Origin of the sequence: Streptomyces sp. NPDC048751 (genome assembly GCF_043198595.1) — a bacterium.
Lineage (GTDB): Bacteria > Actinomycetota > Actinomycetes > Streptomycetales > Streptomycetaceae > Streptomyces.
This window is the reverse complement of sequence record NZ_JBICUX010000014.1, coordinates 188,795-203,821: the sequence shown is the minus strand read 5'-3', so window position 1 is coordinate 203,821 and position 15,027 is coordinate 188,795. Positions and strand designations below refer to the sequence as shown.

The following is a 15,027-nucleotide window of genomic DNA, read 5'->3' as shown; positions in this document are numbered from 1 at the left end:
GCACCTGGTCCTCGGCCATGCAGGCGCACCTGGTCGAGGAGAACGCCCCCGCGCGCCAGGGCGAAAGCCGGCACGGTACGGCGGCGCGCGCGTACCGCAGGCTCTTCCTCCGCGACAAGTCTGAGCTCACCCGTGACGTCCCGCAACAACAACCACGGGCGAGGTGCGGGAAGGCTCCGCCGGCAGGGCTCCACCCGGCGCCAGTGCGTCACCGGTTTGGGGTCGGTGTGGTCCGCAGGGGTGACCCGGAAGGCCTGGCCCGGCTCAGCGCTGAACTGGGCGCCTGAGCGGGCGCTGCTCTCGTCGGCGAGGTGGTGGTGGCCTGTGAGGGCTTGCTGCTGTGGCCGGGAGCCCACATGGGGGAAGGCACACGCGTCAGCTCATGCCCTGGAGGCGCCAGATCTGGTTCCTCTTTGTGTGCAGCGCGCTCGCCGGGCCGCAGGGCCCCTGCGCGTCTTCGCTCCGGCCGCCGTCGAGAGCTCGCTGACACCGACGCACTTGCCGCTGTGGACGGCAGCCGGCTGGTAGTCCTTGCCGTAGCCGAGCGCGGTGACGGGCTTGAGGGTGAACATCTGGTTCGTGGAGCCGTTGCAGCTGTACTCGATGACGGCGGCGCCGTCAGCGGTGGACGCGTCTGCCACGTCCAGGCACTTGCCGCTGTGTTCGTTGACGACGGTGCAGGCGTCCGCCCGTCCGGCGACCGGCTTGACGTCGAGCATCTGCTGGCAGCCGCCCTCGCAGCATTACTGCTGGTCCTGCGTGCCGTTGGCCGTGGACAGGTTGGTGTCGTCCAGGCACTGGCCGCTGTGCTGGGCCACCGCGACCGTGGAGACGGTGGTGTCCGACGGCGGCGGCAGCAGCATGACGGTGCAGCCGTCGGAGGCATCCGTCCACGGCACGCTCACCGAAGCCGAGTTGCCGCTCACGGTCAGGGTCGGGTCCTGGTCGCAGACCGTCACCGGACCCCTCACCGCGCCGCCGCCATTGTCCGGCACGCGCTGGACGATCGCGCAAACCCGGCTGTTGTCCACCACCGAGGTGGTGTCAAGACGGCCGAGGTTCACTCTCACGCTGCCGGTGTTGTTGTTGCTGCCCAGCAAAACCTTCGCGTTACGAGCCGTGTTGCCCTTCGTCTCCAGCCCGCCGGTGTTCGTGCCGGCCGTGACCTTCACGACGTCCCCGGTCTGCGAGCCGCAGTACCGGCAGCGGAACCACCCGCCCAGCGGCAGGTACTGGCCGCTCAGGAAGGCAGGAGGCGCAGCGCGTCCACCCCGGACTTGGCTCACTGACGGACGGAGGCGACGTCCGCAGGGAGCTGCGGTGCGTCAACAGCTGTCACGCCAGAAGGAGGGCGGGCCGGGACAGCCGCGCTGTCCAGGCCCGCCCTGGTCTACCGCACCGAGACGGCAAGTTGCTGCCGCAGGGCGGGTTGCGTGGCGCCTCGGTTGCGGTCACGGGGGCTCCCCCGACAGGCCGGTGGAGAAACTGGCCTGTCGGGGGCACCCGGACTGTGCATCGCGATGCGAGGTGAGCTGCTGTTGGCGCAGGACGCTCAAGCGATGGGGCTTGCCGTGATCTGACCGGCGAACCCCATCGCTTTTACCCGGACCGTCACAGCGGAGTCACCGCGCGACTCTTGCATGGCAGGCGTGCCTGCTTCGAGGTGCCCCAAAATGGGCTCCAGTAGCGTCACAGAGGGGGATCAGGTGCCTGGCCTTGGGTGGGAAGATTGGACAGCCGCGCAATTGGACCCAAACCGTCTGCCGGCCGACTGAGGCTGGAAGGTCACACGCCCTTCAGGCCGCGGCTTCAACGACGACCCGGTCGACTACGCCGCCGCCCTGCGCGACCGCCGTCGCATCCTCATCGACGAAGCACCCGGCGTACCGCTGCGGCGCCGCAAGCAGCCGTGGCACCGTGCAGCACCACATGCATCAGGTGCCAACTACTTGCCCTTCGCGACTGGCCCGAACAGCCCGCACCTACGGCAAACGCGTACAGGACTTCTCAGACGAACAGAAAACCGTCTGCTTCGCCGCCGCGGCCCTCGCCATCGAAGACCTCTCCCCCAGCCTCGCCCACCGCCGCCTCGACCCCCTCCGCCTCGTACTCGGCGATGTTCACACCTACGCCGTCCCCTCATGGGCCGGCAGCGTGTAATGCGAGGCGATCTCACGACGCGCGCCCCGGCCGCGTGGTGACCGGTGCCGAACACGTCCGAGAGAGTGAGCAGGGACGCGATGAGGGCGGAATCCGCGGCGACGGGGAGCGTGACGAGGGTGCCGTCGGCGAGCGGGACCCGGACCGCCTCGGCCTGGCCCCCCTCCTCCGCCTCGCCGTCCCAGATGTTCGCCTGGGCATGGGCGCAGGAGGTGTGCAGCCCCGCGCGGCGCAACGCGCAGGTGTTGTCGGAGATGGCGAACGGGGCGACAACCCGGTCGCCGCGCTTGATAGTGGTCACATCCGAGCCGGTGCCCTCGACGACGCCGACGAACTCGTGGCCCATCCGGGCGGGGCGTCCTCGGGCTTGGCTGAGGCGTACGGCCACAGGTCGCTGCCGCACACGCAGGACGCGGTGACGCGGACCAGCGCGTCGGTGGGCCCGGCGCGGGACGGCGGCCGCTCAGGCGGCGCGGGAGTGGCCGACACACTCCGTTTGCCTTCGACCTGGTCCACCGAGGCGAGGTGACCTCCGCCACGGGCAGCTCCGGGTAACAGAACCGGGTCAGGCGCAGGCTGCGGCTGCCTCGGGGGAACCGGTCAGCAGCTTCGGCCAGTGGTGGGCGTTGCTCGCCCGGCAGGTGAGGTGGGTGACCTGGCGGACATCGAGATTCCAAAGCCGCACCTTGGCCATGGGCTCGCCGAGGGTGGTGGCAAGGGTGCGGCCGTCAGGGCTGAGCGCCAGGTCGTTGAGGCTGTCGGCGTTGCTGCGAAGGACGGCCACGGTGCGCCGCGTGGTGACATTCCACAGACGTAGCGTGCCGTCCTGTCCACCGGTGATCAGCAGGTCCCCGTTCCGGCTGAATGCGATCGCGGAGACGGCCGTGTGGTGTCCGGTGAGGGTGGCGGTGCTCTCATGGGTGGTGGTGTCCCACAGTCTGGTGGTTCCGTCGGCGCCCGCAGAGGCGAGTGTCTGTCCATCGGGGCTGAACGCCACGTCTGACACCGCGTCTTTATGTCCGGTCAGGGTGGCGGTGCTCTGGTGGGTGGTGGTGTCCCACAGTCTGGTGGTCCGGTCGGCGCCCGCGGAGGCGAGTGTCTTCCCGTCCGGGCTGAACGCGACGGCGAGGACCGCGTCGGTATGCCCGGCGAGGACGACGGCACGCCGTGTGGACACGTCCCACAGGCGCACAGTGCCGTCGTAGCAGGCGGTGGCCAGGATGCGCCCGTCCGGACTGTAGGCGGCTGCCAGCACGTTTTTCCTGTGGCCGGTCAGGACAGCGGTTTGCCGACGGGTGGCGGTGTTCCACAGCCGGACGGTGTTGTCGGTGCCGGTTGTGGCCAGCGTGCGGCCGTCAGGGCTGAAGGCCACGCCCCAGGCTCCGTTGTCGTGAGCGGTGAACGTCGCCGTCTCCTGCTGCCGGTCTACGTCGTACAACCTGACGGTGCCGTCGCCGAAGCCGGTGGCCAGGGTGCGCCCGTCGGGGCTGAAAGCGGTGCGCAGGGCACTCGCGGTGTCACCGAATGTGATCAGCGGTCGGCGGGTGGCTGGGTTGTACAGGCGCACCGTGCCGTCGGCGGCGGCCGTGGCGAGCAAACCTCCGTCGGAGCTGAACGCCACAGCGTTCACGGCGTCGACGTTGCCGGTAAGGGTGCCGACTTGACGGTGTGTGTCGGGGTTCCACAGCCTGACGGTGCTGTGCGCGGCTGTGGTGGCCACGGTGCGGCCGTCCGGAGAGAAAACGACGGCCCTCACTGAATCGCCGTTGCCGCGCAGGACGGTGATGATGTGCTGCGCCTCGAGGCTCCACAGGCGGGTGGTGGTGTCATCGCCGGCCGACGCCAGGGTGCGGCCGTCCGGCGAGAAGGCCAGGGCGCGGACGGTGTCGACGTGCCCGGTGAACCTGGCGGTGATGCGGCGTGATGCCGCGTCCCACACGCGTACGGTGCGATCGGCACCGGCCGTTGCCAGCCTGCGTCCGTCCGGCGAGAAGGTCACCGCGTGAACGGCCCCGGCATGAGGGGAGAGTGTGGCGATCACCCTGCGGTTGGACGTGCTCCACAGGCGTACTGTGCCGTCGTTGGCGGCGCTGGCCAGGGTGCGTCCGTCAGGGCTCAGCGCCAGCGCGTTCAGGGCGCTGTTGTGGCCGGTGAGAGTGGCCGTTTCCCGTTGTGTTGCCGGGTTCCAGAGTTTCACACTGCCGTCGGCGCCGGCTGTGGCCAGAGTGTGTCCGTCCGAGCTGAACGCCAGGCCGGTCACCGCGTCCGTGTGCCCGCTGAGCGTGGCGGTCAACCGTCGCGTCGCCGTATTCCACAGCTTTACGCTGTGGTCCTCGCTCGCCGACGCCAAGGTGTGCCCGTCGGGGTTGAATGCCACAGCGTTCACACTGCCGGTGTGTGCGGTGAGCTGATTGGCCCGGTGCATGTTGTAGGCGCTCAGCAGACTGCCGCGTGCCTCCGTCGTGGGCGCCTTCCGAAGCCCTTCGAGGGCCAACAGCATCGCTTCCTCCGGGCGGCGATTCAGCAGAGCGTCCCCCCGGGCTGACAACTCCCGTGACATGGCGATGTCGCGCTCCCGGTCCGCCGTGCGCTGCGCTCCTGTGGCCCAGATCGCGGCTGTGGTGGCCACCAGGGCGAGGACGCCCAGCAGAGCCACCGCCAGGCGTCGGATCCGCATCCTGTGCCGGACTGCCGCACCCTCGGTGACTTGCGCGGCGAAGCTGGAATCGAGGAAGGATCGTTCCAGGGCGGACAGTGATCGGTGTTCGAGTGCTGCGGCCAGTTCCAGGCGGGTGCCGCGGTACAGCGCGCCGGGGTCTCGGCCCAGCTGCTGCCATTCCTGGGCCGCGTGGGTGAGCTGGCGTAATGTGCGCAGGGCGTCGCGGTCCTCGGACAACCAACCGTGCAGCCTGGGCCAGCAGCGGATCAGGGCTTCGTGGGCTATCTCCACGCGGCCGCGGTCCAGGGACAGCAGCCGTGCCTTGGCCGCAGCATCGAGTATGACGCTGACGTCGTCGTCGGAATCGGCCAGACCTTCCAGCTCCCGCCGTTGCGCCGGCCGTCGAGTGTCCTGCGTGTCCTCCCCCAGTGCGGCCAGCCGTACGAACATCTCCCGGGCCAACTCGCGCTGCTTGGTGTCCAGACCCTGGTAGAACTCCTCCGCTGTTCGCGCCAGAGCGCCCTCCAGCCCGCCTGTCGCGTTGAACGCCTCCAGTGTCAGCGCGTTGCCGCGCCGCCGACGCCAGGTTTGCAGCAGCGCGTGCGACAGCAGCGGCAGCACGCTTGCCTGGCGGTGCGCTTGCGCTGTCAGCGCTGCCAGCAGCGCTCCCTGCACGGTCAGCCCGGCTCGCTGAGCCGGCTGAACCACCGCCTGCCGCAGTTCCTCCAGCGTCATCGGCCCCACCGACATCTGCCCATCACGCATCGCCTCCACCAGCAGTGCATGGCGGGTGCAGTGCGCAAAGAAGTCGGCGCGCACCCCCAGGACGATCCGGCACCGGCTGCCGACAGCGGAAGCGGCGGTGACCAATGCGGTGATGAAGCCGTCCCGCTCGGCATCATCTTGGCAGAGGGTGAAGACCTCCTCGAACTGGTCGACGACGAGCAGGACGTCACCGTCGCCTTCCCCCTCCCGGGCGGCGATCTGCCGTACCACCCGCCCCAGATTTTCCGGCCCCGAGGCCAGTTCCGTGTACAATCCGCCCGGAGTGACCCCCGCCAGTGCGCCCAGCCGCACAGCGCACTCTTCCAACGGCCGGGCACCCGGCGTGAGAACGATCACGGGCGTCGTGGTGATGAGCCGGTGAGCCAGCCCGGCTCGCAAGAGTGACGACTTCCCCGACCCCGAGGCCCCGCAGACCACGACGAACCGTTGCCGCTCCACTCTCTCCATCAGCTCGGCCACCAGCCGCTCCCGGCCGAAGAACCACTGTGCGTCCCGCGTCTGAAACGCTGCCAGCCCCATGTATGGCTCCCCGCCCCGGGCCTCCACCGGATCTGCGTCCGCAGAGCTCTCCTCGAGCTCGGCCGCCACCCTCCGCCAGACACGCTCCCACTCCTCCGGATCTCCGTCGCAGGCCCGCACGTACGCCAGAGTCACATCCAAAGACGGCAGCCGCTGTCCTGACGCCGCGCTGGAAAGAGTCGAAATCGAGTAATGCGCGTGCTCTGCCAGCGTCCGGTACGGCGGGCTGCCCGCTTTCTGGCGCAGCCGTCGCAGGTCCGCGGCGAACTTCAGCAGCGGGCTGTCTCCGGCTTCCAGCGGTCGCTCTCCACGCGGCACAGCAACACCACCTGCTTTCCGGCACGTCACAGGAATCAAGGGGGTGTCACATTTTTCAGCATTGGTTGGCTCGGCACTAGCCTCGCTGCTTCGGGCGGGCGCCGGGTTCGACGGCACCGGCAAGTGGATCACATGCCAAAGCGGAGCGCCCGTTCGCAGTGCTCCTTCTCCGAAGCACGCGGCCTGACGGCCCCCTCAGGACACCGCCACGTCGTCGCATCGCGACTGCTCCAGTGACAAGTCAGCAGCCCCCACGCACACCACCTAGTCGATGCCGTCGCTGCTGCCCAGACAGGTCTCGCCCTGAGGAACGCACTCATACCGCACGTCGGTAGCCCAGACCGGCTCGATCTCGGTGACCGTACAGGAGTGGCGCGGACGAGGTCGTCCTGGCTTGGGAAACCCACGAGATCGCCACCGCCTGCCCGTTGCGCGCCGCCGGCCCGGCGCGCCGCCCGTGGCGCCGCGCCCGAACGTGGTGCTCACTGGTCGGGACGGGCGTGTGCTGCACCAGTTCCCCGATACCGAACAGCTCCCGGCGCGCGCCTCGAGGGCTGGATGTCGGTCGCTGCCGACCGGCGGCCGGCCCTCGCGCTCAGGCACGGTGGCGAGCCGGTGCCGCCCGTTCAGGCCGCGGTGGACTTCACCCGCACCGCAGTCGACGTGAACCATCCAACCCGATGGCGGGTTGGGCCTCTTCTCCACCCTGGCATCGTTGACAGAGAGCCAGGTAACCGCGACCTTGCCCGGTGTGTCGGGGGTGACCGGCAGTTCCGGTCCAGGACGTCCTTCTCGATGGCGGTGTGGACGGGCAGGGCCACTGAGATGGACGTCTCTCCCAGGGAACGGTGTTGGTCTACCGGGGGGTGTTCTCCTGGTAGGCGTCGGCCTGGAGCCGGAAGAGGCGTGCGTAGGCCCCCTCCGCCGCCATCAGGCTCTCGTGGTCGCCCTCTTCGATGACGCGGCCTTCGTCCATGACGTAGATGCGGTCCGCGCTGCGGACGTTGGAGAAGCGGTGGGAGATGACCAGCACCGTGCGCCCGGCGAACAGTGTGCGGATCCGGTCGAAGAGATCGGCCTCGGCCTGGGGGTCCAGTGAGGCAGTGGGCTCGTCCAGGATGACGAAGGGCGCGTTGCGGTAGAACGTCCGGGCCAGGGCGAGGCGTTGCCACTGTCCCAGGGACAGGTCGGCTCCGTCGGTGTACTCCTTGCTCAGCACGGTGCCGTATCCGTCGGGCAGCGAGCGGATCAGGGACTCGGCCCCGGCGCTGGCGGCGGCCCGCTGCACTCCGGCCATGTCGAGGGCCGCCTCCGCCCGTCCGAAGGCGATGTTGTCCAGGGCCGGGAGCTTGTAGCGGACGAAGTCCTGGAAGAGGACGGCCGACGCCGCACGCAGTCCGGTCGTGTCCGTCACACACAGGCCGTCCCGGAGCAGGGATCCGCCGTCGGGCCGGTAGAGCCCGGCGAGGATCTTGGCCAGCGTCGTCTTGCCCGAGCCGTTGCGCCCGACGAGCGCCACGACCTCACCTGCCCGCAGTTCGACTGACACCCCGCTGAGGGCGTACGCGGGAGAACCGGGGTAGCGGAACTCGATCGCCCGGGCGCGCAGGGAGGTGAAGGGCGCCGGGTCGTCGGCGGGACGCACGGCATCAGGATGCGCTGTCTGTGGCCTGGTGAAGGTCCGGATGTCCTTCACGTACAGAACGGCAGCGCCGATGGTGTTGAAGAGGTAGCCCAGCATCTGCACCCGTGTGGCGAGCAGCAGGAGCGCCCCGAGTGCGGCCAGCGCCGTGGACAGTGGCATCTCGCCGAGACGTACCATCCACCACAGGGTTGCGACGACGGCGAGGAGGCCGCAGTCGCTCAGCAGCCGGGCGACCGCCTTGCGGCGGGTGTGCATGCGCACCATCGCGGCGGTGCGGTGGATCTCCTCGCTGTAGCGGTCGCTCCAGCGGCGGTGCAGCGCCCGGCCGAGATCGAGGGCGCGCACCTCCTTCGCCTCGTCGCGGCCGGACAGCAGATGTTCCAGGTACTGGCGGGCCCGTCTGCCCTCGGCGAGGTCACCGTGCAGGCTGTAGTCGGCATCACGTTCGTCGCGCGCCGCCTTGAGCATCGGAAGGGCGGACAGCGCCGTGAACGGCAGCAGCCACCAGGTCATGACGGCGAACGCCACGGCAACCGCGACGATGCTGAGCACCGCTTGCAGCGCACCGGTCAGCGCCGTCACCAGCATGACGGGCTGGGAGCGGGAGGCGAAGACGGCCCGTTGCAGCCTGTCGTGGAAGCGGGCGTCCTCGAACGACTCCAGGTCGGCACGCGCCGCGCCGCGCAGGACGTCGGCCATGATCCGACGGTCCACCGCCAGCGTGAGGAGTCGCTGCCAGCCACTGCTCAACGTGCGCAGAACACCGCTCGCGGAGGCGAGCGCGATCAGGGCGATCACGGCGAAGACGAGCCGCGTGCTCTGCTCCCCCTCCCCCGCCCCCGCCGCCGGCGACGAACCGGATGAGGAGGAGCCCGAGGAGAGTACGTCGCCGAGCGTCCCCCGCAGGAGGAGCACCACCGCGGCGAGACCGGTAGCGGTGACGAGTTGAACCAGCAGGACACCGGTCAGTCGGGCGCGGTCGGCCTGCCAGGCCGTCCTGACGACGTAGGCACAGGCACCGGCCATGTCGGCGGTACTGACCCGCTCCGTCTCGGGCCTGTCTTTCACGGCCGTTCTCCCGTCACGCATGGGTCAACCCCTTCGCCCGTCGGTCGCTGCGATGGCCGGCGCAGACTCGGAGCCAGGCGCGGTGCTCCGCCGTGACGGCCCGGAGGGTTTCCTGGTGCCGGAAGGTGTGGCCCTCGTACGGCAGCAGCAGCAGCCGGGCCATCCCTCCCGTGGCGACGATGGCCCGGTAGAGGCCGACTGCCTGGTCCGCCGGGGTCGCGCTGTTGGTGTCCTCGCTTCCGTGCACGATGAGCACAGGCCGGTCGAGCCGGTCGGCGAAATGCAGGGCGCTGAAGGCGTGATAGAGGTCGGGGACGGTCCAGTAGTTGCGTTCCTCGTACTGGAAGCCGTACGGCGTGAGCGTACGGTTGTAGCAGCCGCTGTGCACGATGGCGCCCGCCAGGGCGGGCAGTCGGGCAAGGGCGTGGAGGGCGACGGTAGCGCCGAAACTGTGCCCACCCACAACGACCGGTCCCGGGTCCGCGGACTCCGCCGACAGGGCCAGGAGCGCCTCGGTGACCGCCGAGGTGATCTGACGGCTCAGGTACGGGACAGTCGCGTCGACGGGCCAGTCCAGCGGGAGGTCGAGAGCCGCCGTCACCGCGCCCGACCCGACAGGTCCCAACCCCGCCAACGGCAGGGAGCGGGGAGCAGGAGGCCGGGTTCCCGACCGGCGGACACTGATCCAGAGGAGGCGCGCGGCGCGCGGGGCGCCGTCCCCCGGTGAGGAGCACGCCGGGGCGTCCGCCGGGAGCAGCAGGCAGGCGGGGTCCGGGAGGCCGCCGGGCAGGACCAGGCGGCGCGGCGCCCCGGCTCGTCGATTCGGGCCCTGGAGTGGGCCGGTCGCCCGTCCGGCCGTCGCCACCGGGGCCGGGACACTCCGCTCCAGGGGCTCCAGCCGGTCCCCGCGAAGGACATGGCGGCGGAACTCTCCGGCATGCCGCGTGACGAGCTGGAGAGCGTCGCCGTCGTGTCCCACCCAGGCAGCATCGAGGGGAGCGGGCGGCCTTACGTCCGAGGCATCGTCGACGAGAACCGCTCGCACGGCCGGCCCACGCCAGTCGACGACGAGGACTCCGGCCTGGTCGGCCCGCTCACAGGCGACCGACAGCAGGTGCTCGTGGACTGCCGCCCCGTGGCCGGCCCTGCCGGGCAGGGGCCGCACACCGGGAAGGGGAAGGACCCGGGTGGAGTGCACGGTGGTCACCCGGACCGACTGCCGGTGAAGGGTGATCGTGACGGGGTACTCGGCCGTGCCGAGGAGCCACCAGTGCGTGACGGGGTCGTCCTGCGGATGCTCAACGTCCTGCTCGTGCAGGGCGGTAGGCCCCGCCGCCCGGCCTTCGTCCGGGTGGAGCCGGATCGCGGTGCCGGACGGGGTGCGCCGGGCGGAGGCCGGGAGGTCGTCCGCCGTAAGGCACCATCGGGCGCCGGGCGGCAGCGGCCGTTCACCGGTGGGCACGGGGCGGGCGTCGGCCGGACCGTCGGTGCGTATGGTGGTGCACGCCCAGTGCAGCGCGTCCCGTGCCCGCCCGGCAGGTCCCCGCGGGGGCGAGGCGTCGATGCCGTCGGCATGGGTGACGAGCAGACTCCGTCCGCTGGGAGAGGGCGTCAGACCACTGACGAGCAGGGGGTCGGTGAGCACGCGGACGTCTCCGGTGACGCGGTGCAGAAGGCTCACGGCCGCCGCGGCCCGGTCCGCGAGGTCGTCGAGGCCTGCGAGGAACACGACGTTGCCCGGTCCGGTGGCCTCGTACGCCGCGGGGTTCCAGCCGTCGCCGGCCGGTTCCCGCATCGGGGGTCGCGTCAGCAGGGCCAGTTCCTCGTCACCGCACCAGGCGAGGGCCGACGGTGTTCCGCCGTGCGCGGTCAGGGACAGCGCGGCTCGGGCCCGTGTGTGCACGGTGAGTTCGCGCCGCTCGTAGTCGGCGATCCACACGACCGCGTGCCGCCGGCGCCGTACGAGCCCCGCGACGAGCGGCAGCCTGGGGTGCCAGGCGGGTTCGACCGGCAGGGCCGCCTTGAGATCCAGCGGCCAGACGCCGTCCCGCCGGAGGCTTCCTATGCGGATGGACGTCAGCGGGGGGCGTTCGGAAGCGATTCCGCCGAGGTCGGGGTCCACCGGCAGGTCGCGCCAGTAGAGGGTCGCCGGGTTGTGGTCGGCGACGGAGGGCGTACGGGGCGCGGTCATCACGGCCCAGGCGGACAGCATGGGGGCGAACGCCACGATGTCACGTCCGCGTTCGGGTTCGGGTTCGTGTCCGGGCCGGCATGGCACGTTCCCCGTGGTCTCAGCCCGCACGTGTGACGTCCGCCCGGCCGACGGTGATGGTGTCGATCAGCGCCTTCACCGATCCGATGCCGGAGGTGGGCTCGCAGACAGGTGTCCCCTGGCCGTCCACCGCGGTGGCACACGGCACCGACATGTCCGCGAGGTGGGGCGGCAGATCGCTGCCCCGCTCCACCACGGTCACCCGTACCGCCGCCTGCCGGGCCGGTTCCATCGCGGCCAGCAACTGGCGGAGGGCCCGGCAGGCGGGGCAGTTCTCCGACACATACAGATGTACGCCGTCGACCTGCGATGTACAGGGCACGGCGATCGCCTCGCGCGCCGCACGCCTGCGATCGGTGACCAGGACGGTCGCTGCGACGAGGCCAGTGGCCACGACGGCGAGGGGACCGCGCACCTCCGGTCGTGACGGTACGTCGGGAAGGAGCAGCAGGGCTGCCACCGCCGCGCCCATGGCGTTGGCGCCGACGTGCAGGCGGCCCACCGCGGCCAGTCGGGCGGCGCCGAAGCAGGCGCAGCGCCGTCCGCGCATCGCGTGTGCGGCGGCGGTGAGCGCCCCGTACGCGATCAGGGCCAGAGCGGCGGCGGCCCGCCCGGGGAGCAGCACGAGGCAGATCCCGGCAGCCGCCTCCGCGGCTCCGGCCAGCCGGGGGCCGTGCGGGGCCCGCAGGAGTGGGGAGTGGAACGGCCAGGCCAGCCGGGCCGGTGGCGTGCAGAGTTTGGCCACCCCGGCGGCCGCCAGCGGTCCGGCCAGGGCTGCGAGAGCGGAGTGGAAGAGGAGGGAGGACATCGGGACCTCACTTCGGTTCGGTGACGGCGACGAGCAGTCCGGCACGGAAGAGTTGCCGCGCCAGCCGCTGGACGTGGACGTCCGTCCGGTCCGGCCTGCCGGTGGCCAGGAGGCGGTCCAGGGCGTCGGCCTCGTACTCGGCGCACTCGACCAGCCGCAGGGAACGGACGTCGACCAGAGCGGCACCACCGAAGGGCAGCCGGGTCACCCGGACTCCGTCGGCCAGCGCGAGTCGCACCCCGTCGGGAGGGAGGGCGGCGGTGCCAGGAGAGGACGTGGCGTCCGCCGGAGAGCCCGCGACCGTCGCAGGAGAATCCGCGCCGGACGCAGGAGAACTCACGCCACTCGCAGGAGAATCCGCGCCGCTCCCGGGAGAACTCGCGGCGTTCTGGGCAGATGGAGGCATCGTCAGCCCTTCCTCAGCCATTGGTCGATCCACAGGAGGCGCAGCAGCGGGAGCGCGTGATCGGAGCGGTGCGGTCCTTCGCGTACGAGTCCGGCGACGACGCGCGGGTCGACGAGCCCCAGGTCGCCGAGGGCGCACTCGCGTTCCAGTTCGGCGGCGATCTTGTCGCTCTCGCGGTGCAGGTAAGCGGCTGCCGCGAGCCGCAGGTCGAAGGAGGAGGTGGAGCGTCGCAGCCCGCGGACGCGGTGCTTGTCGAGGAGTTCGCGCAGTGGCTGGTGGTTTTGGTAGAGCCCGCCCCTGATGCGGCCCATGCGTCCGGGCGGTATCGCGTCGACGGCTCCCAGGACCGCTGGTTGCGTGACGGGGAGGACGAGTGGGCCACCGGCCGGGACGCGTGCCGCCAGTCCGGCTTCGAGCCGGCCCAGGACGGGGCCGAGGAAGTCGAGGTGGTTCTTCCACACCGACAGCGCGGCTTGCTGAGCGGACTGGAACGCCAGCCTCCCCTGCCCGGTGAGCCCTGGGAGGTCTCTGCGCCCCAAGGGAGTCGGGGGCGGGGTGGGCGAGTCCACCGGTTGAGCGTCGCCCGAGGGGGTGCCCGACGGCGGCCTCACCGGGCTGTCGCTGCGTACGACGCCTTCGGCGAGCAGGGAGGCCGCCTCGCGAAGTGAGCCGAGAGTGCCGCTGAGGTGGAACGGTTCGCAGGTCAGCAGACGCCAGTCGCGCGGGCCCCGGTCGGTCTGCGACAGCGAGGAGGAGACGATGTCCTCCAGCAGGGTGCCGGCGGCCAGGGGAAGCCCCGCGGCCGCGAAGAGCCGCTCGGCGAGGCGGCGTGGGAACTCCTGGTCGGGCAGGGGCGGGGTGACACCCGCTCCGGACACCTGGTGGTGGTCCAGGAGTTCGAAGACGTCCAGCGGAATGGTCCGTGTACGCAGCCCGGGAATCTCCGGCAGCGGCGGCCGTTCTCCGGGCAGGCCCAGATCCGCGTGCAGCAGCTGGGGCCGGTGGCCGGCGGAGAGCGCCGCCATCGCGAGGTACGCCGACGACAGACCGCCGCTGTAGGCGATGGCGTAGTCGTCGGGGCCGGCGGTCAGGACGTCCCCGAGCGAGGCGAGCAGCCCTCGCCCCGTGCTCGGCAGCGCCGGCTGCCGCCGGGAGACGGTGACGCCCCGGTTGTTCACCTCGACGCGCGTGCCGAGGGTGAGCCGACGCACGCCGGGCAGTGGTGTGGCGTCCGGCGGCGGCACCAAACCGTGGACGAGGGCGAGCAGCGTTCCCGGCTCCGGCGCGGGCCGGCCCGCGTCCGGGCGGAACGCCGCCGCGTCCGCGCCCCACTCCAGACGTCCGTATCCGACGCGGTAGTACACGGGAGTCGTCCCGGGGCGTTCCCGGGAGAGCAGGAACCCGTTTGCCGTGCGCTCCTCGCGCACGTCCTCGCACCGGTCGGTCCCGTCGGCAGGGGTGCCGCTGACGCCGTCGGGAGTCACTTCCGCAGTGCCGATCATGGGACGGTCACCTCTCCTGAGCGAAGCACCTCTGTGTACTCCTCCCGCACGGGCAGCGAGGTGGTGAGCACCTCGTCGCCGTACTGGGCCCACGCGTAGAACCCACCGGGCGCCACGAGGGGCGCCTTCTCGCGCCCGAGGTGGAAGGTGACGGGGTGCCCCAGGGTCCGTAGTGCGGCCGTCATGAACAGGGCGTCCTCGACGGGATCGAGAAAGCCCATCATGATCCGCTGGGCCAGCCGCAGCGGGGCCACGGCCTTGGCCGCACCGTGGGGTGTCGTGCGCGCACGCGGCCGTACGGTGGGCCAGTTCAGTGCGTAGGTGCCGTTCTCGCGTCGGGCGGAGATCACGAACTCTCGTGCGTATTGGGCGGCTTTCCAGACAAGGTGCATTTCCTCACCAGTTCCAGTTCCCCAGGTGGAGCGAGGGCGGGGGCCTTCGCCGGGCCGCGCCGTCGCGGCGCGCCCCGGCGAAGGCCCTGTTCCACTCACTCTTCGAGCAGAGTCGGGCGGTCGCTCAGCCCTGGAGGTAGCAGTGGAACCACTCGCAGATGAGGCCGTGGCAGCACTCCGAGTCCCACCAGCAGTCCTCATAGCGCGGAACGCAGGCCTCCTCGACGGCGGTCGTCTCGGAGTGCAGGTGCTGCTGCAGTCCGTTTCCGGCCAGCCGTTCGGCCAGGGATGTCACTGGCATCGGTTCTCCTTCGGTCGGTTGTCGAGGCCGATCGGTCGACCGGCCTCCGTGCCGGGGCAGCGGCCTCCTGGACGCCTTTCGGCGCGGCGTGACCAAGCCCTCGTGACCCAAGGTCTAGCGGCATGCGCGTTGTTCGTTTTCGCCGCGCGTCACCGAACAAACGAACGCCGAACAATGGCCGCGGACGCTCG

At 71.0% G+C, this 15,027-nt stretch carries 11 protein-coding genes and 1 pseudogene; all 12 read right to left on the bottom strand.

Annotation, left to right across the window (positions count from 1 at the left end; translation table 11 throughout):
• Positions 1–380: 380 nt before the first annotated feature.
• A complete protein-coding gene (locus tag ACGFNV_RS36315) occupies positions 381–719 on the bottom strand; it encodes an RICIN domain-containing protein (RefSeq protein WP_393628496.1) in 339 nt (112 codons plus the stop codon).
• Between the two features lie 24 nt (positions 720–743).
• Entirely contained in the window at positions 744–1,286 is a 543-nt protein-coding gene (locus ACGFNV_RS36310) for a hypothetical protein (RefSeq protein WP_393628494.1), read from the bottom strand.
• Positions 1,287–2,347: 1,061 nt separating this feature from the next.
• Positions 2,348–2,506, bottom strand: a pseudogene (locus ACGFNV_RS36305) (alcohol dehydrogenase catalytic domain-containing protein); the annotation flags it as partial.
• Positions 2,458–2,676 (bottom strand): hypothetical protein, encoded by a 219-nt coding sequence (locus ACGFNV_RS36300; protein ID WP_393628596.1) that lies wholly within the window; start codon positions 2,674–2,676, stop codon positions 2,458–2,460. The pseudogene ACGFNV_RS36305 and the gene ACGFNV_RS36300, both read right to left, overlap by 49 nt.
• Before the next feature lie 49 nt (positions 2,677–2,725).
• On the bottom strand, positions 2,726–6,574 hold the full coding sequence (locus ACGFNV_RS36295; protein ID WP_393628492.1) for an XRE family transcriptional regulator: 3,849 nt from the start codon (positions 6,572–6,574) through the stop codon (positions 2,726–2,728).
• A gap of 724 nt (positions 6,575–7,298) precedes the next feature.
• A complete protein-coding gene (locus ACGFNV_RS36290) occupies positions 7,299–9,155 on the bottom strand; it encodes an ABC transporter ATP-binding protein (RefSeq protein ID WP_393628490.1) in 1,857 nt (618 codons plus the stop codon).
• Positions 9,156–9,168: 13 nt separating this feature from the next.
• Positions 9,169–11,382: an alpha/beta hydrolase family protein gene (locus ACGFNV_RS36285; RefSeq protein ID WP_393628489.1), complete on the bottom strand. Its 2,214-nt coding sequence runs from the start codon at positions 11,380–11,382 to the stop codon at positions 9,169–9,171.
• A 64-nt stretch (positions 11,383–11,446) separates the two neighbouring features.
• The gene (locus ACGFNV_RS36280; protein WP_393628487.1) at positions 11,447–12,235 is read right to left on the bottom strand and encodes a hypothetical protein; all 789 of its coding nucleotides are present in this window, start codon (positions 12,233–12,235) and stop codon (positions 11,447–11,449) included.
• 7 nt (positions 12,236–12,242) lie between these two features.
• Positions 12,243–12,575 carry an actinodefensin-associated protein B gene (gene adfB / locus ACGFNV_RS36275; RefSeq protein WP_393628485.1) on the bottom strand — a complete coding sequence of 111 codons (333 nt, stop codon included), beginning with the start codon at positions 12,573–12,575 and terminating at the stop codon, positions 12,243–12,245.
• 68 nt (positions 12,576–12,643) lie between these two features.
• Positions 12,644–14,143: a hypothetical protein gene (locus tag ACGFNV_RS36270; protein WP_393628484.1), complete on the bottom strand. Its 1,500-nt coding sequence runs from the start codon at positions 14,141–14,143 to the stop codon at positions 12,644–12,646.
• Entirely contained in the window at positions 14,140–14,493 is a 354-nt protein-coding gene (locus ACGFNV_RS36265) for a hypothetical protein (protein ID WP_393628482.1), read from the bottom strand. Before ACGFNV_RS36265 ends, ACGFNV_RS36270 begins: the two co-directional genes overlap by 4 nt.
• Before the next feature lie 166 nt (positions 14,494–14,659).
• Entirely contained in the window at positions 14,660–14,836 is a 177-nt protein-coding gene (locus ACGFNV_RS36260; protein ID WP_158756574.1) for a hypothetical protein, read from the bottom strand.
• Positions 14,837–15,027 lie beyond the last annotated feature (191 nt).